Genomic DNA, 24,224 nt, shown 5'->3' on the forward strand with positions numbered 1-24,224 from the left:
GGCTCGGCGGCAAGTGTATCCCCTGTTCTGCGCCCGTCCCAACTCATCCGGCCAGCGCTTGAGCATATCGGTACTCAATATCTTCTTTTTATCGATACCTGGCGCATCCGGGCCTGGAAAGCCACGCCGCTCAAGCGCAGCCCTAAGCTGCCGCGCATGACTGTCCATGCCCAGGTCTGGCGGTGTTTTCACCCTGCCATAGACCAATGGTGCCGCCAGTCGTCGTCGCAGCGTTGACGCTCTATTCCTTAAGGCGCGCAATGGCCCCCTAAAAATGATCGCCTTGGGGCCTTTCCAGATGGCAAAGATCATAGTGCTGGCCGGTGACTTCCCCCAGGGTGACGCGGAGTATCTGCGCGGAACCATCACGCTCAAGACCCCCAATAAACCGCTAATGGGGAAAAGCTTTCTCGTCTCCGAGTTCAAGGAACTCATCGTCGAAAATACCGATTCGAACAAGAATATAAAGAGCGCCATAGGCCTTGGAGTGGTGGGTGCCATGTTTCTTGGGCCGGTCGGAGCCGTCGCCGGCTATCTTCTGGCGGGTCACAATACCGAAGTGACATTTCTGGCCACCTTGAAGGATGGCCAGACACTGCTCGCTGCAACCGATAACGAGACCTACCAAGACATCTCGGCACGTTTCAATAGAAAAAACCCTCCTGACAAACGCGATAAAACCGAGCCTTGACGCCCGGTTCAGCACTTTTCTTTTAGTCCGTCTGGGAAATCAGACAGTCGCTTACTGCCGCAAGTAGGCGAACATGTGCTGCACATAGTCGGCTTTACCGAGTGGCACGCCGTTATGTCGCAGGATGTTGTAGGCCGTGACGAGGTGAAAGTAGAACTGTGGTGTCACCCAGTTCACCGCGTACTCATTACCAGTCATACAGACTGCTGCGTTTTGCCAGCCAGCAGAACCGTCCCCTGCGCAACCGGCAAATATTGACCAATGGCCGGATGGAGGATTGAGAACCGCGCGATGAATGCGCAGGAATGGAAAAACAACAAGGCTGACCGGATTGAGCGGCCATTCACAGTCAGCCTTGTCGTTGGGACAGCTTCAACCCGGGAAGCGGCGGATTACCATTGGCCCGAGAAGATGCAGGTCAGTGCTTCGATACCGCTGAACTTCCACAGCGAGTCGTTACAGTCTCTGGCGAATGCGTGGGCGTTCGAGGCGGTGAGGGCCAAAACCACTGCGCAGGAGTAGACGATTTTCTTGAATGACATGGTGAATCTCCTTTTTCGTATCGGCACTTTCTTGTGAGAGCCACCCCGACGAGGATGGTCATCCGCACTATATGCCCGGCCTCGGCAGCAGACGATTAGGGCTGGTGTGCTAATGGCGAATACGCATCACCCCAGGCCATCGACAAATTGCGCAGGGCTCCCGCTTTGCAGACAAAAGCCAGAAACAGATTAGTCATAGCAGCTGTACTGATACTCGAATGGAAAAAACACCGTATCGACCACCAAGGAAAACGGCGCATCGATCAGTAAAAAGGGAATCAGCTTTCCATGGGAGGTGCCTACCAACCACCAGTCCAGGCGCACGCCCTTGTAGGGGCAAGGGTGGTCATAGTCCATCCGCATCGCCACCGCGGCGCAGCCGCTCAGGCAATTGACCAACACCAACAGAATCACTTTCCGAAACACCTAATGTCCTTATTACATCCATCTGCAGAGCTGCGTAGACGTCTCTGCAATACGCCAGTGACTTTTGCCCAATGGCAATGACAGAGAAATACATCCGCCAGCAGAAAGGCAAGAAAGCCTCTCCAACCGCGTAAATCGCAGGCCGGATTTGAATGTGCGGACCGGAAACGAACAAGGGTTTGCATCAGCTTTCGCCAGCAAACCCTTGAAATAGATGGTGCCCGAAGCCGGAATCGAACCGGCACGCCCTTACGAGCGGGGGATTTTAAGTCCCATGCGTCTACCAGTTTCGCCATTCGGGCGGTAGCGCGGTGTTGCAGTCTGAAAGGCTTGAGCCGTTTCAGCGCCTTGCGGCAAGGGGGTGAAATATATACATCCCCTCCCTCTGAAGCAAGTTCGTTGGCGTCAAATTCGAGACTGAGTATCGAGCCTGCCCATAAACAAAAAGCTCCGTAAATCATAGATCTACAGAGCTGTTTCTATCGGTGGGGGCTACGGCCGAAGTCGAACCGGCGCAAACGAAGACTGCATGCCACTGATAAAAACAGGCCGGCAGGTTAGCACAGTGAAAACATCGTAACCAACTGATTTTAAAAGACTTGCAGCCGAATGGACGGAGCAGTCGGATCGCCTAGGTGCCGCTCCCGACGCCTTCCACCGCGCGCGCATAAGCGACCGTCGCCACCTCTATCAGAGTCTTGCGCTCTTCCCCGTCGATAATCCCCTTGGCCTTGAAGTTGTCGACAAGCCGCAGCAGTTCGTCGTACTGCTCCTGCGCATCCATCCGGACTTCAGGGTTCGTCAGCAAGTCATGGAAGGCGGAAAACGCCTGCACTTTCGCGTCATCGTACATGGCCGACTCTCCAGGAATGTGTATTCGGTAGAGGGCGCAATGTCTCAATGGGTTCGTCGTGTACGACGTACGGTGTAACCCAACTGACTTGGGGATCGTGGGATGGCTAAAGCTACGGGCCAGCAGAGTCGAAGAAACAGGCCTGCGGCTGCTTCAGCCTGAATAGGCGCCCACCCTGACCAGCTGTTGGCCGTTCAGCAATCCATCGTAAACACACCTGGCCGGGCAAGCGGGACCACTCTATCCAGAGCGGCCGTGCATGTCTCGAAGACAATTCTGAAGAAACCTGAACGGCTTGAGGATGCTTTCTTGTAGTCAATAAAAAAGCCCGTAGATCATTAATCTACGGGCTTTTCAGTTTGGAGGCCGAGGTCGGAATCGAACCGGCGTAGGCGGATTTGTAATCCGCTAATAAACCAATCAATTCAACTATTCACTCCTCCACCTCAAATTCTATTCACGATACAACCTAAATTGTCTGAGCCTCTTCAAATCTTTCAATATCCAAAATCGCACGCCGAATAGATCTATAGTCCGTAGCTGGCACATCAACAAAACCTGATTCACCCTCTAATTTTGACGCCTCAAAAAGTCCTTTGGGCGCCTTAACGGTGTTCATAAGATCCACATAGCAACCATAATCAATACCATACACATCGTACCTCACACCCGGAGTTTCATTACTGGAAACTCCTTTCTTTACAATATGAAGTATTCTTGCATCAAATAGCATTTCAATAATTGGATGCTTCGCATCGCTTCTCATCAAGAATGCTTTAGCCTGCCGATGCGCAATAACTTCATCAATGATCCAACGTAGAAGCGCAGTAGCTTTGCTGTCTCTTAACGCTTGCTCTTTTCCTTGTTGGAACCACCTTTTTGCGGCAACTCGTATATTTGGAATAGATATTGGGTCATCCAGAGCTAGCTGCGCAGACATAATCAATATATTAATTGCGTCTCGGGGAACCCCCTCTGCGGCGCGCACAAACTCACCGAACGTATTAGAGCTCTGAGTAAACATACGGCGCAATAGATCCTGACTAGGTTTTGTCGAATCCAAGTACCCCTCAGGCAGCTCTGACTTCAGATGCTTATAAATAAGATTTTCAAAAAACTCACTTGCTTTTGCCTGATCATTATCAAACACCATAAAGTCATCAAGATTGGTATTAGCAGTCATATCAGCGCCAACTTCAACACCAATATAGGAAGTCGCTCCATCTGCCACCCTAAAATTGGTACGCTGTTCGATAGCTCCGATTTTCACCGTAATTAATGGAACAGTCATCAAGCTACGACGTATCAAGTCAGCCAAAAAGGGCTGAAGATCCAAAGGAATCTCACTCCACTCATCCAAGAGCACCCAAACTCGTTTACCTTGCAAACTTTTACAGAGACTTAGAAGACAACGATTTAGCGTACCAAAATGAACTCGATGCTTTTCCCCCCCCGTCTGAGTCCTTTTATAATTGACTTGCTCCTCAAGCGCGTCTCCGATATTCAAACTGAGCTGTGCTTCTGGAATCTTTTTAATGCCAGCTGTTAGCGCCGCTCCTTTCGTGCGGGTGCTTTTCCCTTGCGCCCCACTTTCCGAGGTAACCACCCCTGACACCACTACCTGAGATGCAGCCTCAAGGTAATTATCTAGCAAAGGAAAAACAATACTGCCATCGAATACATCATCTTGCTCCACCACTGTATTTAGCATTTGCTCATGTACAGCTTGCAAAGTATCGACTAGCAACCTTGTCGCTCGCTCAGCCAAGGGTATATTAGGATCAGAATATAAGCCTCCGCTGGAACCTATAAGCCTCATATCCAAATATAGAGGAAGATCACCAGCATCATCTCTATCACTAGCTAAATATTCCAAAGCATGGGTCTTTCCAGTTCCCCGACGCCCATAAAGTATCTGATGATCCTCAGTTTGTAGAAGTGTAAGCAGTGGATCCACATCCACAAATGTCTGTATAAGATGATCTCTAGTACTTCTCTCAGCACGAAGCTTAAGCTTCATCACTGCGGTATTAATTGGAGATGCCATTTCCGCGTCCTTTCACTTAGCAATCTTCTGATCTTACTAAAACTCAATAGACGTTCATAGTAGATAGCAACATTTATGGCCAAAATTCACGCATTCTATATAGCCTGCTGCACAGCAGGCCCTCCCAGACTTACTACGCTGACACCTGAGATGCTATTTACACCCATTCCACACAGAAGCTGAAGAGGTCCATGAATCTGATCCACTTCATGCCCAGCATCCTATCGATGCGTTTAAAGCTTCCAAAACGAAATTGACCTGAAAATTGGCTAGGACAAAACATAGAAGCGCTTGAGTATTCTCCTTGAGGACGCCGACAAACAATCCAACCTAGCAGTTGGAACATCAAGCGAGAAACCACGTTAGGACCTAGAGCCAGATCAGAGATGCAGATGCTGCTCAACCGCTAGGATTAGAGCCGCGAGATTGCTTGGAATATGTCAGCAGGCTGCTTGGATATTTGCCCAAAGGGTCACAAATCGGAAGTATCACAATGCTGGAGAAGTCGTAGAACCGACTCGATAACCATGAACGGAAATGATGCTTTCCTCCAGCCAATAAAAAAGCCCGTAGATTATTGATCTACGGGCTTTTCAGTTTGGAGGCCGAGGTCGGAATCGAACCGGCGTAGGCGGATTTGCAATCCAGATAAAATATCAATATTTTCAGTCACTTAATCAGGAATCCGTTCCGCAAGTACCGTTTTCTAAAAAGGCTGGAGCCCATGCCCTACGAGGGCCCTAATTTTGATTGCGGAACTGGTTTGTAAACTCTTCTAGCGGTTCAGCCCCCAATGAGAGTCGCCGCTCTGCAAGTTTCTAGCTCAACCCCGGCCCAGGAGCCGGCCAGCTCAATCGATCCGATGATGGATTGGACACATTCTTCTTAAGGCCCTCAAGAATAAAGGACCGCAGACCAACCAAAAGCCCCATGTACCAATTTTGTACCAATCAAAGCCACAGCTATACGTGCACATCACTAGTCTAAAGCTAGTAAACACCGCGAGTACGCACGATCACATTGCTAGCCCTACCCGCTTTCCTCACTATCAACCGAATCCTCTTATATTTTGTAACAGTGATTTCGACCATTGCGCTAGGCGTATCCTGGCGCTTACAGATTCCCGCTTACCCTAAATTGCACCCCGATACCCCGCCTCCCTCTGAGCCGTCGTTGCGAGCTTTGAAAAGCCGGGGCGTACGGCCAGCACTGGTGGGGCCTGCTATCCTACGAAGGGCTCTAGGAAATGATCGAAAAAATTGAAGAAACGAAATTTCCAAAAAATAGAAACCTGACTATAGTAATTTTGACCAACTTCGGTCGAACAAGGAAGTCAACGACATGTCTAATACCAAAATTACGATAAATGCGCTTTCGGCAATAAATCTGACGAATCTTTCAGAAAGCGGCAGCGGGGCAATACCTGTAAATTTGGCAGCCGGTCAGTACGCAGTCACGCTATCGGAAGATACAATGCAATTTAGGCCGAACCTTTATATACATCAGGTCATTCTTTTCAATACGACCTCGCACAAGGATGGAAGCTGTGAAAAATGGTACTCTACGGTTAACACGTCGGAAGGAACGACAATTAAAGTTGACGGTAACAAGCCAGTTTATGTTTTTATCGTAGATCATTACAGTGTCCACGATAACTCTGGAAGTGCGACGGTAACGTTCACTCCCGTTTAATACGGAATAAATCGAAAAGGGGGGACTGTTTTATTTACAGCCCCCTGATCCAAGCCCCAAAACGCCTGGCACCTTTCCTGATAAACTCAGCGCACCATACCCCCCGCCGGCTGCACTCAAAGCGACAGACACTCCATCCCCTTGAGCCCCCCCGCCCAGTCCGAACCCTCCCGCCGATTTTCCGTGCCCCTCATGATGGATTGGGTGCAATAAGCGCTGACGACCCCGTGCTCTCTGACTAATCAGCTCTTTCGCCTTCGCTCTGTAGCAACTTTCAAGCAAACGGCATCAATCGACTGTCTCTCGCGTTCCCGCTGCTATGCTTGGGCCTTAGCAAAGCTAAAGGGAAAAAACCATGAAGCTTAAGCGAGAAGCGCGGACACTCAAAAGCAAGGGCATTGCATCGTTACGCCGGGGCTTAGAGGTATTCAATAGCCACGACGACCAAGGTCGTACCGAGTCCGTGCTTCTGCACATGCAGCACTGCAGTGAGATGCTCATTAAGGCGTTGCTGATTCAGAAATCTCAACCAGTTTTTGACAAAGAAAAAGGCATCTCTATCGGGCTGGAGAGAGCCCTGAATGTGGCGACAGCCAGTGGATATATGAACGCTTCCCAAGCAGGAACAATTAGAACTATTGATGCAATGCGGGATGCAGCCCAGCACTGGATGATTGTGGTGTCTGAAGAAGTACTATATCTAAATGCTCGAGCGTTGATCACGACCATTGACGAACTTCTAAAGCTGCACTTCGGAGATTCTCTTGCCGGTAATCTCCCTTTGAGAGTTCTACCTCTTTCGACCACACCGCTGAGAGAGTTTGAACTGTTGATCGATAACGAATACACGCAAATTGCAGAACTTCTTGCTCCTAATAAAAGAGCACACGACGAAGCTCGGGGAAGAATCAGAACCCTACTTGCAATGGAGGGACATGTCACCGAGCAAATCGCTGTGTCAGAGCGGGACATAGATCGTATTGAGCGAGCAATAAAAAATCGCACAGAGGTCTCTGAGGTTTTTCCAAGGTTGATGACTCTCGCGAGCGACGTAACGGGTGAGGGACTAACCGTCAAAGTCCATTTCAGCAAGAAAGAGGGAGCACCTGTTCGTTTTATATCAGGCGACGATCCAGGAGCGGCAGGGGCAATACGGGAAGTCGATCTTCAAAAAAATATCACTTAAGTCCTCAACAACTATCTGAAAAATTAAGTATTACCCCTCCGCGCTGTAAAGCTCTTAGAGATTATCTTGAGATAGATGAAGACGCCGCCAATATGATGATTTTTGAGTTCGGCAGTCAACGACATCCACGATACTCCGATAACGCGCTACGCCTCCTCCACGCGAGCAACACACCGGAAACATTGCACGTCGCTTGGGTAAACAGAAATGCGAGGAAGGTTGCACCGTAGTGAGCAGTTATCAATCATTGCAACTATTTTTTGATCTGGCATGGTTAGGGATTCGAACCCGACCGAAGAACCCGGCAAGCCGCGATAGACCTGTATTTGCTAGGTCGAAAATCAGTACCTGTGGGCTGTCGCGGTCTATTTAGGCCCCAGTTATGCCCTAAATTTGCCCTAACCGCTGCCCCGTTTTCCACATATCCAGCAAGGCTTGCCCAGGTGACGGAGATCGACTAGGGATCGCAGGCCTGCTCCCTGAATGGATTATCAGGATAACCTCAAGGTTGCCTATCGATGGTCAATATAAATCTTTGACCATCCAGCATTCCCGCCGCTAAACCCTCAAACGCTCCAATACCGTCAATCAGTCTGTTAAGGTCGAATCTTCATAGGTTTTTTGACAGGAGGTCATCATGGCGAAACCAGCCGCACGACAAACCGACTCAACCAGTTGCCCGATCCCAGGACATGGCACCAACCCAATAGCTACAGGCTCCCCAACCGTTTTCTTCGACGGGCTCCCTGCTGCACGCCAAGACGATGTTTGTACCTGCGGCAGCACCCTATCGACTGGTTTGGCCTCAACGGTATTCATCAACGGCAAGAATGCTGCAACTATCGATACCGGCGGTACTCATGGCAGCATCATAATAGGTGGTTCCGGTACGATCATCATCGGTGACGTCCACACGCCAGCACCATTCATACCTCCAGAGCCGCTGAACATTCTTCCTAACTGGATCGGTTTCGTTATTCCCGCATCTGAAAGCTATGCGGGAGTTATGTGCACTGCACATTTTGACGACGGTTCCTCAATGTCTGGAATTTTTGACTCAACCAATACAGTCAAATTCCCCAACCCTACCGGAAGGCTTTGTCATACGTTGGAATTTGCTCAGCATGAAGATACCTGCACTACATCAAGCATAGACGGACTATTGAAAGAAATATTGGAATAAGGATCTTCTCATGACTGAACCTAACTTAGTGACCGGTAGCTATATTGTAAAAAGCGAACACACGCTAACGCAGTCACCTCTTGAAATGGCCGTCGCTGGCATGGAGGGCGCCGCAACACGGTTTTCTATAGATGCGATCAAAGACGAACGAGTCCGCGCGAGCTATCAACGCAATATTAAACGCATGTCTGAACAAATTTTCGCCGACGTACGAGCAGGAAACATCAGCGTTGAAGAGGGTACAAAATTTAGTAATGAAATGCGCAACAAAATTATGTTTGAACATCGTAAATTCACTTCCGCTCATGGCCTAGCCATCGTACAAAAAAAGAAAAAATCCGGCAAAACCTACACAGATATTCTTAACGAAAAGTCGAAAACTCAATTCGGCCAAAACTACGAACAACTTTCAAAGGCGCAGCAGAAAGAAGTTCTGTACAAAGCACTAGAACGCTCAGGAAGCGCCAACGCCAAATTCACCTCGGGCACGAAGATCATGTCCGTCATGGGGAAGGTTGGCATCATCCTGACTGCAGCGCTGGCCACTTACGAAATTCTTGAAGCAGACAACAAGGTCAAAGAGAGCGCCCGTCAAGCGACTATCTTAGGCGCTGGTGCCGCAGGAGGGTTTCTGGCCGGACTAGGCGTTTCTGCTATTTGCGGCCCCGCAGCCCCTGCGTGCGCCATAGCCGTCATACTGATCGGAAGCGCCGCGGGAGGTGTAGCCGGCGGAGTGATCGCCGATACTTTCGATGATGAACTGGAGGAGCTTTCGCATTGGGACATATTCTGACTCCGCAAGAGAAAGCGAGTATCCAGATAGCCCTGGCTGAAACTTTTGTAGATAGCGTCGTCGACTACGCTCATATCGCAGAACGCATTCGCGGCTATGACTTAAAAATCGTGGAAGACATTCTGTACTCAGAAGTCGCCCCTGTATGCTTCAGCAACCTTGAGACACCAGTCCCTCCTATATGGACTGGGTTCAAGGACGACTGGCTATTAAATGAAATAGAAAACGAACTCAAGGCCCGAGAATCTAGTTTGATACGCCGAGCCTTTGACAAGCTAAAAGTTGCATGGCTTCGCTATAGCTATGGCTATATATGGAAAGAAATCATGAAAAACTATGACTCCGAAAAATAAATATAAGCATTGATAGAGATCATAAGGAGGCTACATGGGCCTTACCAAACCGAATCAAGAGCTGCGCCGAGACCTGAAACAAGCAGCTGCTATTCTCAAGTGGTCCGGTGTCGATCTTTTCAAGGTTGCAGTTCGGTTATCCGAGGTTGGGCTCGAAACCGAAGCAAGAGAATTGCTCAGAATGGCGAATAGCTACCAGGAAATTGAAGACCGGTTGACGGCCTATTCCAATGAGGTTAAGCAGGGACGAATTGTAAGAGCGAAACTATAAAAGACAGTAACTGCTCGTTGAAATAGAAAACTCAGCCCCCCCTTATGACCACTACAGTGAGCTTTTCCGGTGACATGTAGCCATCCTCTTATTCGACTCTCTGCTTCCTCAGCTTCTTGCGAAAAGATGCGCCTGTGCTACACCTAACATTCGTTCAAGGAAGTTATTCAACCAAAGGATTACCCAATGACAATCTACAGAGTTTATGTCCGAGGACACGGTGGCGAAGAGACGCAGAAGTTGCCTCCATCAAAGGATCTTCCGATCAGCATGATCACACTGGGTCAGTTTGGCAGCACAATGTCCGATGAAGTCGCGGATGACTATATCTATCATCATCGCGGCATTGATGACATCAAGGCGCAGATCAGAGACGAGGTCGTCATCTACTGGACCAAGGCGCAGCGCGACGACTGGTATGACCATCATCGCCTGAACTACTCGAAGCCCGTCCTAGGCATCAATCCCTACGAAACCCTGACCCAGAACCTCGCGCTAGATGGAGACCGTGGCATCGGCGATTGCGGTGTTTGTTACTGGAACGAGCCGAAAGCGGAGTTGACGTGGATTGTCAAACTGCGCCATGGCGAAACGATTCTCCTATCGGAGATCCTTGCGAAGTTGCGAGGCTTGCTCCACGGGGAGCAAGACTCCATCGAACTGTTCTGGACGGCCTGCATGAGTGCCAAGTACTGGAGCGGTAACGCCAAGAAGGTCTCTTTCAACCCTACCAAGTAGGCGGTGGGCAGTGGCTGAATAGAAAACTTAAAGCATTGATGAACGCATATCCGCCGATTCATTTCAAAGTAAGAAGCAAAGGCCCCGGCTATGCCGAGGCCTTTGCTTCAGAGCGCTTGTAGTCGTTCGGCCTCTTGAAACCCCACCCACTTCCCTTCCGAGTTCATCCCCCGTGAGGTCAGCTCACGCCAAGCTAATTCGTTTAGGTCAACCTCCCCACGCACTACTGCGGCGAGAATACTGGCGGGGATTGTCTGAAGGTACATGTCGGCGGTTTCCATGGGGTACTCACTTTGTTTGCGTAGCCACAGTAACGCTCTGTTGAAAGCGTATAGCAAGCTGATCAGGTCCCCCGGAAGCAGCATCAGAACAGCCCTCCCAGGACCGCCGGAGTCCAGTTCATGATCACCAGCTCCCCGGTGACTTCGGCCTTGGCCTGCCGCTGATTGGTGTTGCTGTAGCGGATGTCCAGCGTCTGGAAATGAAAACCATCAAACACCTGGCGGATGTCAGGATGGTCGTTGATGCTGACCATCACCTTGCCTTTGCAACGGAGCATGAAGTCGGCCATGCGCTCGTACTCCTCGAACGGGAAGTCGAGCCCGTAGCCGGCGGTCTGCCAGTATGGTGGGTCCATGTAGAAGAACGTGTGCGCTCGATCGTAGCGCTCGGCGCAGTCGAGCCAGGACAAGTTCTCGACGTAAGTACCGGCGAGGCGCTGCCAGGCCGTCGAGAGGTTCTCCTCGATGCGCAATAGGTTGATGGCCGGCCCCGTGGTGGCAGTGCCGAACGTCTGGCCGGTGACCTTGCCACCAAACGCGTGTTGCTGCAGGTAGAAGAACCGGGCGGCACGCTGGATATCGGTCAGCGTCTCGGGGCGGGTCATCTTCTGCCACTCGAAGATCTGGCGGGAGCTGAGCGCCCATTTGAACTGACGGACGAACTCTTCCAGATGGTTCTGCACCACCCGGTACAGCGTCACCAGGTCGCCGTTGAGGTCGTTGAGCACCTCCACCGGGGCTGGCTGGGGGCGCATGAAGTACAACGCGGCACCGCCGGCGAAGACTTCGACATAGCATTCGTGAGGGGGAAAGAGAGGGATCAAGCGGTCGGCCAGGCGGCGCTTGCCGCCCATCCAGGGGATGATAGGAGTGGTCATTGTTTGCAAGCCTTTACTGTATGGATAAACAGGTGACAGGCTCGCCGCGCTTTGTGCACAAGGCAGAGGCCGCGGCTGGATTTGCAGGAAGGGTCTGCGGGTTCGGCGGGCCGGGCTGGATGTTGGCGCATCCACCCGGCTCGCCTCTTTACTACTTGGTGACTTCGCGGACGTAGGCCTGGCAGGCCTTCAACGCGATCAGTCCCCGATCGCCTTCGTCGGTGATGGCGATAATTCTTCGAGCATGCGCTGGGTCAAGCTGGGTACGTAGGGCTCCATCCACCAGGCCTCCGGTGCCGGCGGGCGCTCGCATCCCACTGTCACCACCCTGGGCGGCAGCGGTTCCGGCGTCGAGTAGGACTGACAGCCGCAGATCAGCAGTAGCAAGCCGATCACGCAAGCGAGCCTGGGCTTGTTGAGCATCGTTCATATCCTTCCAATGTGTTTTGTCTTGAGCCTGCAGGCGATCCTCCAGATCGAGTCGCTGCGCCTGGTGCATCGCCGTCTGCCCGAGCGCTGCTACTGCGGCCCACGCTCGCGCCCATGCGCCAGGTCTTTCGCAGCGAGCTGCCGCTCATACTCCATCGCCTGATTGGCAAGCTCATCGGTCTGCCACATCCAAGCAACGCGAGCACCTACTGCCGCTCCGAACACCAGGGCCAGCACGCCCCACCTCCAGCTCAGAGCCATCAGATCAGCACCTGCTCGGCACGCTTGTAGAAGCGCTTGCGCATTCTCCTTGAGGACGCCGGCAAGCAATCTGATCTGGCGGCGTTTCTTGAGAACCTGCTGGAACGTCGAGCAATGAACGGAATCCGGACGTCGATCCTGATCACCAACGCCTCAGGCCTGCGGATGAGCCAGCAAATGCTACGCAACCGCTGGGACGAGGCCAGGGAGAAAGCAGCCATCAAGGCCACGGCAGAGGGCGATACCGCGCTCGCGGCCAGCATCCGTCAATTTCAGTTCAGGGATATCCGGCCAAAGGCAGCCAGCGAGATCGCTCTGGAGCATGCCAGCAAGCTGCTTGGGCATACCTCCGAAGAGATCACCAAGAGGGTTTATCGCCGTGTCGGGGAAGTCGTCAAACCGACAAAATAGAGGGGGGGGTTGCGGAACACTTGCCAAAAGATGCGGAACACATTGTAAATTTCAGCCAATAAAAAAGCCCGTAGATCGCTGATCTACGGGCTTTTCAGTTTGGAGGCCGAGGTCGGAATCGAACCGGCGTAGGCGGATTTGCAATCCGCTGCATAACCATTTTGCTACTCGGCCAAACTTTCGATGCTTTGCAACCGCATCAAAGGCATACAACTCGAAGCTGGAAACCTGAACTTGATCTAGCTTCCAACCCTTTGAATTCTAAGGGGTTTTTCGCGTTCCTGAATCAGGAATGGACGCAATTCTGGACTTGTTCGCCGGGCATGTCAAGAACAGGAATAAAATAATTCAATGCCCGGCGCCGGCATCCGTCGTGTCTGGCGCAAGCCCCCTTCCCTGCTTCTTTTATCCTGTGGCGGGCATCGACAGACTAACAGGACTGTCATGACGGTCTTTGCGGAGCGCGTGATACCAGCCTGATCAACCACCCCACCAACAGCACATTCAGCAGCGCCAGCGAGCAGAGTGTTGCCAGCACCCCGCCCGCCCCCAGCGCTTGCAACAGGAAGCCGCCGGCCAGCGGCGTCAGGGCCTGGCCGATCAGCGATGGCCGTGACATGCGCCCCATCAGCAGGACATAGTCCGCCGGTGACATCAGGGCCAGCGGCAGCAGGCCGCGGACGATGGCGCGCAGGCCATTGCCGGCGCCGTAAAGCACCAGGCCGAGCGCCGTAGTGCCAGGCGCCAGCGCCACCAGCAGCAGCCCCATGGCCACCAGGGTGACGGAGATCAAGGCAGTCCACACCGGGTGCCGCTTGCGCGCGAATACTTGCAGCACCCGCGAGCCTACCTGGCTGGGCCCCAACAACGCACCAAAACCAATGGCCGCGGCCAGGGAGTACCCCAGGCCCTGCAGCAGAGAAACCAGTTGCACGGAGATCGCCGTCATGATCACCGCGCCCAGGGCGAAGATCGTGGTCAGCAGCCCATAAATACGCCGGTCGATCGCGACCACGGCGGCAACGGCGGTTTGCTGTTTCGCCAGGGACCCGCGCCCGCGCGGCAATGCCCACAGGTACAGCGGTGCCACGGTCAGCGCCAGCAGCACGGCATACACCTGGCAGGTGGCGCGCCAACCGATGTGCTCGATCAGCAGCGCCACCAGTGGCCATGCCAGGGTGCTGGCAAACCCGGAAATCAAGGTGATGCCGGTGATCGCGCTGCCCGCCCGCTCGCCATAAAGCGCGCCCAGGCTGGCGAACAAGGCTTCGTACAAACCCAGCGCCATCCCCAGGCCGATCACCACCCAGGCCAGGAGGAACATCGCCAGTGTTGTCGAAGCGGCCATCAGACCCAGACCCGCGGCGACCGCCAGGCCACTGCTGGCCAGCACCCCGCGCCCGCCATGCCGGGCGATCAGCCGGCTGGTCAGGGGCGCCAGCAACGCCGAGACGAGGATGCTCAGGGACAGCGCGCCATACACCCACTGGCTGGCCCAGCCGGTGTCCTTGATGATCGGCCCGGCCATCACCGCCATCAGGAAGAACGAACCGCCCCAGACCAGGATCTGCAACAGCCCCAGGACAACAATGCCGGAGACGCCCGGTAACCGTGAATGATCGTTCAAGACAATGCCGCCAGAGGGATGGGAATGTGCAAGGCCCCGAGCCAACGGGGCGAAGCGTTTGCGCGCTACAGGTATTGCGAGATTTCGATCAGGTTGAGGTCAGGGTCGCGCACGTAGACCGAACGGATCGGCCCGGTGGCGCCCGTGCGCTGCACCGGCCCTTCGACGATCGGCCAGTTGTGCCGCTGCAGATGGGCGACCACTGCCTCCAGCGGCTGGGCACTGATAAAGCACAGGTCCAGCGCGCCCGGCACCGGCAGATGCGCCTTGGGCTCGAACTCCTGCCCGCGCACGTGCAGGTTGATCTTCTGGTTGCCGAAACGAAACGCCATGCGGCCGTTGCCGAAGGTTTCCAGGGTCATGCCCAGCACCCGCAGGTAAAAGTCCTGGCAGGCCTCGGGGTCCACGGTGGTCAGGACCAGATGGTCAAGGTGATCGATCAGCATGGGGCGGCTCCTCGTAAAAACGCTGTAGCGCAAGCGCGGCAGGTTACAGGCTTCAACCGGCGTGCGCGCCGGCCTGGAACTCGGCGATGTGCTGCCACATCGCCATGGGGTTGGAATACATCGGAAAGTGCCCACAGGCCGGGATCTGCGCCAGCCGCACGCCCTGGGCCTGGATATGCGCCAGGTAGGACAGATGGGCATTCTGCTCGCCGTACATGAACATCCGCGGGCAGCCCAGGCCGAGAAACGTGTCCATCAGCTCGCCATGATCCGAGAGCCAGACCATCGACTCGAAGATCCCGCGCACCGCGCCGGGGCGCACCTTGTGCCGCAGGCTGGCGGCATACAGCGCGCTGGCGTAGGCCGGCGCCTGTCGGGCGCGCTCGATGAAATCGTCGAAGAAGCGCTCGGCGTCGACCTCGGGGTAGTCGACTATCTGCCGGCTGAGGAAGCAGTCTTCCGGGGCGATATTGCCTTCGATATCGACGAAGCTCAGCACCCGCCCCGCAAGCTTATGGGCCAACATCAGCGCGGTCAGGCCGCCCATGGAATGCCCGACCAGATGGAAGCGCTCGATCTGGAAGTGTTCGAGGATCTGCAGCGCGGTGTCGAGCAGGAACGGGATGGAGATTCTCCCCAGGTCGGCACAATGGCTCGCGCCGCAGCCCGGCGCATCGTAGGCCACGAACGGCTGCCCGGCGAAAGCTGCCTGCCGCACGATGTCGGCGTAGTCTTCCTTGGTCGAACCAAAGCCGTGCAGGAACAGGATCGGCGCCCGCTCGCCGGCGCGATGCAGGCTGGCGATGCTCAGCTCGACGCCCTGCACGGTCAGCGGCACCTGTGTAGCGATGAATTCTGTTTGCGCAGCCACGTTGAACGCTCCTTTGACGAATCGCCGCCAGCAGACGGTGACGGCCGGCGCATCGCGCACTCTCCGGGGACGCGGGGCTTATGTAAATTCCGGATTCAAGAAGGCATCCATACGGCAAACCTATGGAACGTTGGCCCGGCCCTTGCCCTGGAACTGCGCCACCAGCTCCTCCACCAGCGGGTTGGTGCGCGTTGGGTTCCAGGCCAGCGCGGTGGTGACCACGTTCAGCCGCTGGCTCAGCGGGCGCAGCACCACATTGCTCGGCGCGACCTTTTTCAAGGACGCCGGCACCAGGGCAATGCCCTGCCCGCAACTGACAAAGGCGATCTGTGAAGCCACCGAACGTACCTCGTGCAACACCCGCGGGGAAAAGCCGCTGGCGCGGCAGGTGGCGATCAGGTTGTCGAAATACATCGGGCTGACTTTGCGCGACGACAACACCAGCGGCTCGCCCGCCAGGCTCGCCAGGCTGATGCGCGAACGCGCGGCCAATGGATGGTCGCTGGGCAGCGCCACCGCCAGACGATCCTCGGTCAGCGCAATCGAGCGTACGCTGCTGCCCAGTTCGCCTTCCACGCGGGCGAAGGCCAGGTCGATGTCGCCGGCCTCCAGGGCCGGGATGGCCTCGACGCTGTCGATCTCCCGCACCGACACCGTGAGCTGCGGATACCGGGCCTTCAGTTTCTCGATCAGCGCCGGCAGTACGTCGAGCATCGCCGTGGTGATGGCGCCGATGGTCAGCACCCCCGACTGCCCCGCCACCGCCTCGTGCACGGCCAGCTCCAGGCGCTCCAGCTGCTCGGCGAACTTGCGCACCGCCGGCAGGATGGCCTGGCCCACCGGGGTCAGCTTGGCACCCCGGCGCGAACGGTCGAAGAGCTTGACCTTGAGGGCCTGCTCCAGCACCTGGATCTGCTCGGTCAGCGGCGGTTGCGACATGCCCAGGCGCTTGGCGGCGCGGCTGAAGTTCTGTTCCTCGGCCACTGCCAGGAACAGCCAGAGATGACGAATCAAGCGAAAATTGATCATGGCGGCACCATAGGTTTTTCGTATGCAAGGCTTACTTGATTCGTAATATACCTATCAAATGCGCTCGTCGACACTGGGCCCTCCGTCACCACAGGGGTTACCCCATGAGCACTGCCACCTTGCTTGATCGCCTGACGGCGCTGGACACCAACACGGTGTCCGACGCCCTCGATTTCCTTGGTCTGCCCGGCGCCACCGTCGGCCTGCGGCCGTTGTGGGACTGCCCGAAGATCGTCGGCCGCGCCAGCACCGTGCTGCTGGGCGCCAAAACCGACAGCGCACCGACCGTGCACCTGATTTCCCCGGTGGTCGAACGGATCGCCAGCGCCGATCGCATCCTGGTGATCGCCGGCGGCCTGGAAGGCATTTCCTGCTGGGGCGACATCCTCGCCAACGCGGCGCAGCACAAACGGATCCGCGGCAGCGTGATCGACGGTTACAGCCGTGACATCGACGGCAGCGCCGCCATCGGCTACCCGGTCTATGGCCGTGGCGTGACCATGATCAGCGCGCGCAACCGGGTGATCCAGCTCGACGCCGGCGTGCCGGTGCAAATTGCCGGGGTCCAGGTAAGCGAAGACGACTACGTGATCGCCGACCGCTGCGGCACAGTGTTTGTCGCCGCCCGGCATATCGAAAAAGTCCTCGACCTGGGCGAGCGCATCGACCGTCGCCAGCACGCCATGGTCGAGGCGGTGCGCGCTAGCCGCTCGGTCGCCGAGGTGATGCATGACCGCCAGTTCGAAGCCATCGCGGTGGAGCACGCACATGAATGATCAGCAACTGGTCGAGCTGTTCGCCGGCCTGGATACCCCCGGCGTCTCCGATGCCCTGGACAAGCTCGGCCTGCCCGGCCAGTGCCTGGGCATCGAGCCGCTGGACAACTACCGCCAGGTGGTGGTCGGCCCGGCGTTCACCGTGCAGTACGTCTCGGCCAGCGTGCCACCCGGCACCGTCGGTGACTTCATCGACGACGTGGCCCCGGGCGACGTGGTGGTGATTGCCAACGGCGGCCGCACCGACTGCACCGTCTGGGGCGACATCATGACCCAGTACGCCGGCAGCCGACGGATCGCCGCCACGGTGATCGACGGTGTCTGCCGCGATGTCGGCAAGGCCCTGGGCGACGGCTATCCGCTGTTCAGCCAGGGCCGCTTCATGCGCACCGGCAAGGATCGGGTGCAAGTGCAGTCGGTGAACCAGCCGGTGTCCATCGGCGGCGCCCGGGTCTGTGCCCGCGACATCGTGGTCGCCGACGCCAACGGCGTGGTGGTGGTTCCCCGCGCCCGCGCCGCCGAAGTGGCGGCCTGTGCCCGCCAGATCGAGGCGGTCGAAGCCGATATCCGTGCCTTGATCGATCAAGGCAAAACCCTCAAGGAAGCCCGGGCCGCCCTGGGTTACCACCACCTGCAGAGGCAAGTCCGATGACCACGCTCCCCCTGCCCCTCGACTTCCACGAGCGGGCCAAAGTACTCGGCAGCTCGACGCTGTATGAAGCCTCGCACCTGCCCTGCGCCGTCGACAGCGCGATCCGTCCGGTCTGGGACGGCGCCTTCATCGCCGCCCCGGCCTACCCGCTGCAATGCTCGCCGGGCGACAACCTGGCCCTGCACCTGGCCATGGAGCGGGTACCCCGCGGCAGCGTGCTGGTGGTGGGCACCGACAATTTCATCGCCGGTTACTGGGGCGAAGTGCTCACCGTGGCCGCCGAAGCGGCCGGCGTGGTCGGGCTGGTGATCGATGGCGGCGTGCGCGATATCGCCGCCCTGAAAAAGCGCCGGTTCCCGGTCTTCGCCCGCGGTATCTCGGTCAAGGGCACCCTCAAGGCCAGCGCGCCCTCGGTGGGTCGTCCGTTCAATTTCAATGGTGCCTGGGTCGCGCCGGGCGACCTGCTGGTGGCCGACGATGACGGCGTGATCGTCATTCCCCAGGCCGACGCCGCCCGCACCCTGGCCGCAGGCGAGGCCCGCGCCCACAAGGAGGCGCAGATGATGCAGGCGCTGAGCGAAGGCCGCTCGACCCTGGAACTGATGAACCTGACCGAGTGGAGAAGCCGCGCATGAGTAACGATATCCAGCGCCTCAACCAGCGCCTGGCCAGTGCCCGGCCTTCGGCGACCTACCGCATCATGGACCGGGTGGCGGAACGCCGGGCGCAAGGCGCGCAGATCATCTCGCTGTGCGCCGGCGAGCCGGACTTCGACACCCCCGAGCACATACGCCAGGCCGCCATACAGGCCATCAAGAGCGGCCATACCCGCTACACCCAGGTGGCCGGCGTGCGTGCGCTGCGCGAAGCGGTGGCCGCCAAGTTCCGCGACGAAAACGGCCTGGAAGCAGGCTGGCAGGACAGCATCGTCAGCAATGGCGGCAAGCAAGTGATCTACAACGCCCTGGCCGCGACCCTGAACGACGGCGATCAAGTGATAGTCCCGGCGCCCTACTGGGTCAGCTACCCGGAGATGGTCCAGTTGTGCGGCGGCACGCCGAACATCGTCACCTGCAACGCCGCGAGTGGCTTCAAGCTGACCCCGGCGGCCCTGGCCGCGGCAATCAGTCCGCGAACCCGCTGGTTGATCCTCAACTCGCCCTCCAACCCGACCGGCGCGGTGTACAGCCGCGACGAGCTCCAGGCCCTGGCCGAGGTGCTGCTGGCCCAGCCGCAGGTGCTGATCCTCGCGGACGACATCTATGAGCACCTGATCTTCGACGACCAGCCGTTCCATACCCTGGCCCAGGTCGAGCCGCGCCTGGCCGCGCGCACCTTGACCATGAACGGTGTGTCCAAGGCCTATGCCATGACCGGCTGGCGCATCGGTTTCGCCACCGGACCGCGCTGGCTACTGGACGCCATGGAGAAACTCCAGGGCCAGCAGACCTCCGGCGCCAGCGCCATTTCCCAGCAGGCGGCGCTGGCCGCGCTGAGCGGCCCCAAGGATTTCATCCGCCACAGCCGCTCAGTGTTCCAGCGCCGCCGCGACCTGATGGTCGAGCTGCTCAACGACACGCCCGGGCTGCACTGCGCCCGGCCGGCCGGGGCGTTCTATGCCTTCGCCAGCTGCGCCGGGCTGATCGGGCGCACCTCGCCCGGCGGGCGTTTACTGGCCAGCGACGAGGACGTGGCCCATGCCCTGCTCGAGGAAGCCGATGTCGCGGTGGTACATGGCAGCGCCTTTGGCCTGGGCCCCTACATTCGCATCGCCTATGCCCTGGACGACTCATCGTTGCGCCAGGCCTGCGAGGCCATCCGCCGCTTCTGCGGCGCCGTGCTGTAGCGTCGCGAAAGCGCCTGCATTGCCCTTGGGAGTCCCGGCTACACGCCGGGATTTTCCTGTCAATTGCTGCACCACATGCAGTAGTCAAATGCAAACAGGCCGGATTGTTGATCATGGAGCGTAGCCCTATCCTCGTTTCCTACACCCAGCTTCCTACCGCAAAGCTTCCAAGGAGATCGAGCATGGTCACCCACGTACAGCTTCACCAAGTCGGCGCCCCTCAGGTCCTGCAGTTCGAACAGGCACAAACCCAGGCGCCCGGTGCCGGCGAGGTCTGGCTGGAGCAGACGGCCATCGGCGTCAATCCGCTGGACCTCAGCCAGCGCAGCGGCGCGGTGCCGGTTGCCCTGCCCTGCGGGCTCGGCCTGGAGGGCGCGGGGCTGGTCAAGGCGATCGGCCCTGGCGTCACCCAGGTCCAGGTGGGCGACCGCGTCGCCTATGCCACCGGGCCCCTCGGCGCGTATGCCAGCGCCCGCCTGTACCCGGCCGAGCGCCTGGTCAAGCTGCCGCCGGCGCTGGCCTCGGACGCCGCCGCGGCGCTGCTGTTCAAGGGCATCACCGCCCAGTACCTGCTCAAGACCACCTACCCCGTCGGCCCTGGCACCCGGGTGCTGATCTATGGCGCCGCCGGCGCCCTGGGCCAGTTGATGGTGCCTTGGGCCAAGCACCTGGGGGCCACGGTCATCGGCGTCGTCTCCAAGGCGCAAAGCATCGAGCGGGCCCGGGCCGCCGGTTGCGACGAGGTGCTGGTGTTCGACGCCGCGGCCCTTGCCCAACAGGTCGTCGAGGTCACTCAAGGGCACAAGGTCGATGTGGTGTACGACCCGATCGGCCGGGTGTCCTTCGAAGCCTCCCTCGACAGCCTGCGTCCCCGCGGCCTGCTGGTGTCCTTCGGCGCGGCGTCGGGCGCTCCCCAGGCGGTGCAGGTCGGCACGCTCAACACCAAGGGCTCGCTGTTTCTCACCCGCCCGTCCCTCGCCGCCCACACCGCCAGCGCCAGCGAGTACCAGACGCGCGCCGCCGATGTGCTGGACGCCTTCGCCGCGGGTATCATCCAGCCGCGGATCTGGCAGCGTTACCCCTTGGCCGACGTGGCCCAGGCCCACGCTGACCTGCACGACGGACGCGCGCAAGGCGCCATTGTGCTGATACCTTGAGGCCGATCCTTTCCGTTCCTTCCGGCCATTTGGCCGCACAACGAGGCAACCCAGGCACATGGATCCGTTCGACAGCCGACAGGCCGATGAACTCGCCACCTTGATGGCGCTCTTCGAGCACGGCTCTTTCGCCGCCGCCGGACGTGCCTTGCAGCGCCACCCTTCGGTGCTGTCCAAGCGCCTGGCGGCACTGGAAAGCCGCTTGGGCATTCGCCTGGTGCAACGCACCACCCGGCAATTGCGCTTCACCGACGAAGGCGCGCGGTTAGTGGAGCACTTGCGGCAGGCGGCGGGCCTGATCAGCGCAGCCGAACACGAAGCCTCCCAGGGCGCCGCGCAGATCCGCGGGCGCCTGCGCCTGGCCTTGCCGGCCGCCATGGGCCGGCGCTGGCTCAGCCCGATCCTTGCAGAATTCGCCCTGGCCCATCCCGGGGTGACGCTGGAGACCGAGTATTCGGACCGTTTCGTCGACATCGTCGGCGAAGGTTTCGACGCGGCGATCCGCATCGGCGAACTGGCCGACAGCCAGCTGGTGGCGCGTAAACTCTGTGCGCACCGGCGCATCCTCTGCGCGTCGCCCGACTACCTGCAACGCCATGGCGAACCGCGGCTGCCCGCCGATCTTGCCAGCCACAACTGCCTGGGCTTTACCGGCCTGCGTTCCTGGCCCGACTGGCGGCTGACCCGCCAGGGCCGGCTGGAAACCGTGCGTATCCACGGCACCTTGCAGAGCAACGACAACGAAGCGCTGCTCGCCGCGGCCCGGGCCGGCGTCGGCATTCTTGCCGGCGGCGACTGGCTGATGAACCAGGACCTCGCCTCGGGGCATCTGGTCCGGGTGCTGCCGCAGTGGCAGCTGGACAGCGACTCAGGGATCTTCCTGCTGCGCCCGTCGGCGCGCTTCAGCAGCGCCACCACCCAGGCCTTCAAGCACTGGATCGAGGCGCGCTTTGCCCAGGGCGCGCCGTGGGAAACGCCGGCCAGGGACGAGCCATAGCACCGTTCACAGCGAAGCGACGATGAACTCCCGCAGCCATTGATGGGCCGGGTCGCGGTGGCAGCGCTCGTGCCAGAGCATGGCCATGTCATAACCCGGGACTTCCAGCGGCGGCTCGACCACCTTCAGCGCCGGGTTGTCGCGCACCAGGCGCGACGGCAGCATCGCCACCAGGTCGGTGCTCGCCAGCGCCGAGAGGACAAACAGAAAATGCGGCACCGACAGCACCACCCGGCGCGTCAGGCCCACCTCGCCCAGCGCGCTGTCGGTGACACCCTGGAAACCGCCGCCATCGGGCGACACCACCACATGTTCCAGCTTGGCGAACTGCGCCGGGCTCGGGCGTCGTTGCAGGCGTGGATGGCCCGCGCGGCCCGCCAGCACGTAACGCTCGCTGAACAGCACGCGGCGGCGCAGCCCCGGCGGCGAGTCCTCGCTGGTGTGCAGGGCCAGGTCGATGATGCCCTGCTCAGCCTGCTGGACCAGACGCCCCGGCTCCAGTTCGAGCACCGCCAGCCGGGTGCCCGGCGCCGCAGCGCGCAAGCCGGCCAGCGCCGGCAGGATCACCGTCGACTCGCCGTAGTCGGACGCCGACACGCTCCAGGTATTGGCCGCCGCGCCCGGGTCGAACGGGCTGGCCGGCGACACCGCCAGCTCCAGGGCCTCCAGCGCCCGGCGCAACGGCTCGCGCAACTCGTCGGCCCTGGCGGTGGGCCGCATGCCGCGCGGGCCCGGCAGCAACAACGGGTCGCCGAAAATCTCCCGCAGCTTGGCCAGATGCACGCTGACCGAGGGTTGCGACAGGTTCAGGCGTTGCGCCGCGCGGGTCACGTTGTGCTCGGCGAGCAGCACATCCAGGGTCAGCAGCAGGTTGATGTCCAAGCGCCTTAAATTATTCACGACAATACCTGGGATATTGGATATTCATTTCCAATATACCTGGCAGCGACCGATCCTGCTGTATCCCGACATTGGAGACCCTGTGATGAATGTACTGCTGGTGTATGCCCACCCCGAACCCCGCTCCTTGAACGGCTCGCTCAAGAACTTCACGATCAAGCGCCTGGAGGCCGCCGGCCACGCGGTCCAGGTCTCGGACCTGTATGCGATGAACTGGAAGGCGCCGCTGGATGCCGACGACAGCCTGGGCCGGGCGGACAACAGCCGCTTCGATCCGTCCCTGGACTCCAAGCGCGCCTTCGAAGAAGGCCTGCAGTCGGCGGACATCGCCCGCGAGCAGGAAAAACTGCTCTGGGCCGACACCGTGCTGCTGCAATTTCCCCTGTGGTGGTTCTCCATGCCAGCGATTCTCAAGGGCTGGGTGGAACGGGTCTATGCCTACGGGTTTGCCTATGGCGTGGGCGAGCATTCGGATGCGCGCTGGGGCGACCGCTACGGCGAAGGCACCCTGGCGGGCAAGCGGGCGATGCTGATCGTCAGCGCCGGCGGCTGGGAATCCCACTATGGCCCGCGGGGCATCAACGGGCCGATGGACGACCTGCTGTTCCCGATCCACCATGGCATCCTCTATTACCCCGGCTTCGACGTGCTGCCGCCCTTCGTGATCTACCGCACCGGGCGCATCGACGCGGCGCGTTTCGCCACGATCTGCGACCAGCTCGGGCAGCGCCTCGACCACCTGGCGCAGACCGCGCCCATTCCTTTCCGGCCGCAGAACGCCGGCGCCTACAGGATTCCGGAACTGACCCTGCACCCGGACGTCGCCACGGACCGGCAGGGCTTCGCCGCGCACCTGATCCCGCCAGCGATCCCCTGAATCGAGCGCCA

The 24,224-nt window shown here is 58.4% G+C and carries 28 protein-coding genes, 2 tRNA genes and 1 pseudogene; 17 read left to right on the plus strand and 14 right to left on the minus strand.

Features of this window, described 5'->3' with window-relative positions; all coding sequences use genetic code 11:
* Positions 1 to 298 precede the first annotated feature (298 nt).
* The gene (locus AC07VU_RS25405) at positions 299 to 691 is read left to right on the plus strand and encodes a hypothetical protein (RefSeq protein ID WP_274303507.1); all 393 of its coding nucleotides are present in this window, start codon (positions 299 to 301) and stop codon (positions 689 to 691) included.
* Positions 692 to 742: 51 nt separating this feature from the next.
* Here the strand turns inward: AC07VU_RS25405 and AC07VU_RS25410 are convergent.
* From AC07VU_RS25410 to AC07VU_RS25435, 6 genes and pseudogenes are all read right to left on the minus strand, one after another.
* A pseudogene (locus AC07VU_RS25410) lies at positions 743 to 904 on the minus strand (DUF1993 family protein); the annotation flags it as partial.
* 179 nt (positions 905 to 1,083) lie between these two features.
* Positions 1,084 to 1,233, minus strand: a complete 150-nt coding sequence (locus tag AC07VU_RS25415; RefSeq protein ID WP_164487464.1) for a hypothetical protein — start codon at positions 1,231 to 1,233, stop codon at positions 1,084 to 1,086.
* Between the two features lie 189 nt (positions 1,234 to 1,422).
* Positions 1,423 to 1,659 carry a YceK/YidQ family lipoprotein gene (locus AC07VU_RS25420; RefSeq protein ID WP_053261516.1) on the minus strand — a complete coding sequence of 79 codons (237 nt, stop codon included), beginning with the start codon at positions 1,657 to 1,659 and terminating at the stop codon, positions 1,423 to 1,425.
* A gap of 215 nt (positions 1,660 to 1,874) precedes the next feature.
* Positions 1,875 to 1,961, minus strand: a tRNA-Leu gene (locus AC07VU_RS25425).
* Between the two features lie 329 nt (positions 1,962 to 2,290).
* Entirely contained in the window at positions 2,291 to 2,512 is a 222-nt protein-coding gene (locus tag AC07VU_RS25430; protein WP_009044248.1) for a hypothetical protein, read from the minus strand.
* Between the two features lie 469 nt (positions 2,513 to 2,981).
* Entirely contained in the window at positions 2,982 to 4,559 is a 1,578-nt protein-coding gene (locus AC07VU_RS25435; protein ID WP_124313768.1) for an ORC-CDC6 family AAA ATPase, read from the minus strand.
* A 1,341-nt stretch (positions 4,560 to 5,900) separates the two neighbouring features.
* On the opposite strand from AC07VU_RS25435, the gene AC07VU_RS25440 reads away from it, so the two are divergent.
* The 8 genes from AC07VU_RS25440 (at position 5,901) to AC07VU_RS25475 (ending at position 10,775) form a co-directional block, all read left to right on the plus strand.
* Complete coding sequence (locus AC07VU_RS25440) at positions 5,901 to 6,251, plus strand: hypothetical protein (RefSeq protein ID WP_124313769.1); 351 nt, start codon at positions 5,901 to 5,903, stop codon at positions 6,249 to 6,251.
* Between the two features lie 355 nt (positions 6,252 to 6,606).
* The gene (locus tag AC07VU_RS25445) at positions 6,607 to 7,437 is read left to right on the plus strand and encodes a DUF8611 domain-containing protein (RefSeq protein ID WP_495030696.1); all 831 of its coding nucleotides are present in this window, start codon (positions 6,607 to 6,609) and stop codon (positions 7,435 to 7,437) included.
* 29 nt (positions 7,438 to 7,466) lie between these two features.
* Positions 7,467 to 7,667: a DUF8610 domain-containing protein gene (locus AC07VU_RS25450; protein ID WP_495030735.1), complete on the plus strand. Its 201-nt coding sequence runs from the start codon at positions 7,467 to 7,469 to the stop codon at positions 7,665 to 7,667.
* A gap of 407 nt (positions 7,668 to 8,074) precedes the next feature.
* Positions 8,075 to 8,620: a PAAR domain-containing protein gene (locus tag AC07VU_RS25455; protein ID WP_277589009.1), complete on the plus strand. Its 546-nt coding sequence runs from the start codon at positions 8,075 to 8,077 to the stop codon at positions 8,618 to 8,620.
* Positions 8,621 to 8,630: 10 nt separating this feature from the next.
* The gene (locus AC07VU_RS25460; protein WP_124313772.1) at positions 8,631 to 9,413 is read left to right on the plus strand and encodes a hypothetical protein; all 783 of its coding nucleotides are present in this window, start codon (positions 8,631 to 8,633) and stop codon (positions 9,411 to 9,413) included.
* Positions 9,398 to 9,766, plus strand: coding sequence for a DUF7079 family protein (locus AC07VU_RS25465; RefSeq protein ID WP_041983247.1), 369 nt, complete (start codon positions 9,398 to 9,400; stop codon positions 9,764 to 9,766). The genes AC07VU_RS25460 and AC07VU_RS25465 overlap by 16 nt, the downstream gene beginning before the upstream one ends.
* Before the next feature lie 34 nt (positions 9,767 to 9,800).
* Positions 9,801 to 10,037, plus strand: coding sequence for a hypothetical protein (locus AC07VU_RS25470; protein ID WP_124313773.1), 237 nt, complete (start codon positions 9,801 to 9,803; stop codon positions 10,035 to 10,037).
* A gap of 186 nt (positions 10,038 to 10,223) precedes the next feature.
* Positions 10,224 to 10,775 carry a hypothetical protein gene (locus AC07VU_RS25475; RefSeq protein WP_277589010.1) on the plus strand — a complete coding sequence of 184 codons (552 nt, stop codon included), beginning with the start codon at positions 10,224 to 10,226 and terminating at the stop codon, positions 10,773 to 10,775.
* Positions 10,776 to 11,139: 364 nt separating this feature from the next.
* Here the strand turns inward: AC07VU_RS25475 and AC07VU_RS25480 are convergent, their stop codons facing one another.
* Positions 11,140 to 11,934: a DNA adenine methylase gene (locus AC07VU_RS25480; protein WP_277589011.1), complete on the minus strand. Its 795-nt coding sequence runs from the start codon at positions 11,932 to 11,934 to the stop codon at positions 11,140 to 11,142.
* A gap of 151 nt (positions 11,935 to 12,085) precedes the next feature.
* A complete protein-coding gene (locus tag AC07VU_RS25485; protein WP_422121735.1) occupies positions 12,086 to 12,433 on the minus strand; it encodes a hypothetical protein in 348 nt (115 codons plus the stop codon).
* Between the two features lie 227 nt (positions 12,434 to 12,660).
* On the opposite strand from AC07VU_RS25485, the gene AC07VU_RS25490 reads away from it, so the two are divergent.
* On the plus strand, positions 12,661 to 13,035 hold the full coding sequence (locus AC07VU_RS25490; protein WP_311198383.1) for a site-specific integrase: 375 nt from the start codon (positions 12,661 to 12,663) through the stop codon (positions 13,033 to 13,035).
* 100 nt (positions 13,036 to 13,135) lie between these two features.
* On the opposite strand, the gene AC07VU_RS25495 is transcribed toward AC07VU_RS25490, so the two are convergent.
* From AC07VU_RS25495 to AC07VU_RS25515, 5 genes are all read right to left on the minus strand, one after another.
* Positions 13,136 to 13,209, minus strand: a tRNA-Cys gene (locus AC07VU_RS25495).
* A 268-nt stretch (positions 13,210 to 13,477) separates the two neighbouring features.
* A complete protein-coding gene (locus AC07VU_RS25500; RefSeq protein WP_495030736.1) occupies positions 13,478 to 14,611 on the minus strand; it encodes an MFS transporter in 1,134 nt (377 codons plus the stop codon).
* Positions 14,612 to 14,727: 116 nt separating this feature from the next.
* Positions 14,728 to 15,105: a VOC family protein gene (locus AC07VU_RS25505; protein ID WP_101339444.1), complete on the minus strand. Its 378-nt coding sequence runs from the start codon at positions 15,103 to 15,105 to the stop codon at positions 14,728 to 14,730.
* A 55-nt stretch (positions 15,106 to 15,160) separates the two neighbouring features.
* Positions 15,161 to 15,979, minus strand: coding sequence for an alpha/beta fold hydrolase (locus AC07VU_RS25510; protein WP_053261521.1), 819 nt, complete (start codon positions 15,977 to 15,979; stop codon positions 15,161 to 15,163).
* Positions 15,980 to 16,099: 120 nt separating this feature from the next.
* The gene (locus AC07VU_RS25515; protein ID WP_274303514.1) at positions 16,100 to 17,008 is read right to left on the minus strand and encodes a LysR family transcriptional regulator; all 909 of its coding nucleotides are present in this window, start codon (positions 17,006 to 17,008) and stop codon (positions 16,100 to 16,102) included.
* Between the two features lie 104 nt (positions 17,009 to 17,112).
* Here AC07VU_RS25515 and AC07VU_RS25520 point away from each other — a divergent pair, with 104 nt between their 5' ends.
* From AC07VU_RS25520 to AC07VU_RS25545, 6 genes are all read left to right on the plus strand, one after another.
* Entirely contained in the window at positions 17,113 to 17,784 is a 672-nt protein-coding gene (locus AC07VU_RS25520; protein ID WP_495030697.1) for an RraA family protein, read from the plus strand.
* A complete protein-coding gene (locus AC07VU_RS25525) occupies positions 17,777 to 18,436 on the plus strand; it encodes an RraA family protein (RefSeq protein WP_123411469.1) in 660 nt (219 codons plus the stop codon). The genes AC07VU_RS25520 and AC07VU_RS25525 overlap by 8 nt, the downstream gene beginning before the upstream one ends.
* Positions 18,433 to 19,071: an RraA family protein gene (locus AC07VU_RS25530; protein ID WP_102680443.1), complete on the plus strand. Its 639-nt coding sequence runs from the start codon at positions 18,433 to 18,435 to the stop codon at positions 19,069 to 19,071. Before AC07VU_RS25525 ends, AC07VU_RS25530 begins: the two co-directional genes overlap by 4 nt.
* Positions 19,068 to 20,282: a pyridoxal phosphate-dependent aminotransferase gene (locus tag AC07VU_RS25535; RefSeq protein WP_495030698.1), complete on the plus strand. Its 1,215-nt coding sequence runs from the start codon at positions 19,068 to 19,070 to the stop codon at positions 20,280 to 20,282. Before AC07VU_RS25530 ends, AC07VU_RS25535 begins: the two co-directional genes overlap by 4 nt.
* Before the next feature lie 182 nt (positions 20,283 to 20,464).
* Positions 20,465 to 21,439 (plus strand): quinone oxidoreductase family protein, encoded by a 975-nt coding sequence (locus tag AC07VU_RS25540; RefSeq protein ID WP_495030699.1) that lies wholly within the window; start codon positions 20,465 to 20,467, stop codon positions 21,437 to 21,439.
* A 58-nt stretch (positions 21,440 to 21,497) separates the two neighbouring features.
* Positions 21,498 to 22,436: a LysR family transcriptional regulator gene (locus AC07VU_RS25545; RefSeq protein ID WP_495030700.1), complete on the plus strand. Its 939-nt coding sequence runs from the start codon at positions 21,498 to 21,500 to the stop codon at positions 22,434 to 22,436.
* Between the two features lie 6 nt (positions 22,437 to 22,442).
* On the opposite strand, the gene AC07VU_RS25550 is transcribed toward AC07VU_RS25545, so the two are convergent.
* Positions 22,443 to 23,336, minus strand: a complete 894-nt coding sequence (locus AC07VU_RS25550) for a LysR family transcriptional regulator (RefSeq protein ID WP_495030701.1) — start codon at positions 23,334 to 23,336, stop codon at positions 22,443 to 22,445.
* Between the two features lie 85 nt (positions 23,337 to 23,421).
* Between AC07VU_RS25550 and AC07VU_RS25555 the strand changes: the two genes are divergently transcribed.
* Positions 23,422 to 24,213, plus strand: a complete 792-nt coding sequence (locus AC07VU_RS25555) for an NAD(P)H-dependent oxidoreductase (RefSeq protein ID WP_495030702.1) — start codon at positions 23,422 to 23,424, stop codon at positions 24,211 to 24,213.
* Positions 24,214 to 24,224: the final 11 nt, after the last annotated feature.

Source organism: Pseudomonas sp. GW821-FHT02B10 (assembly GCF_059421865.1).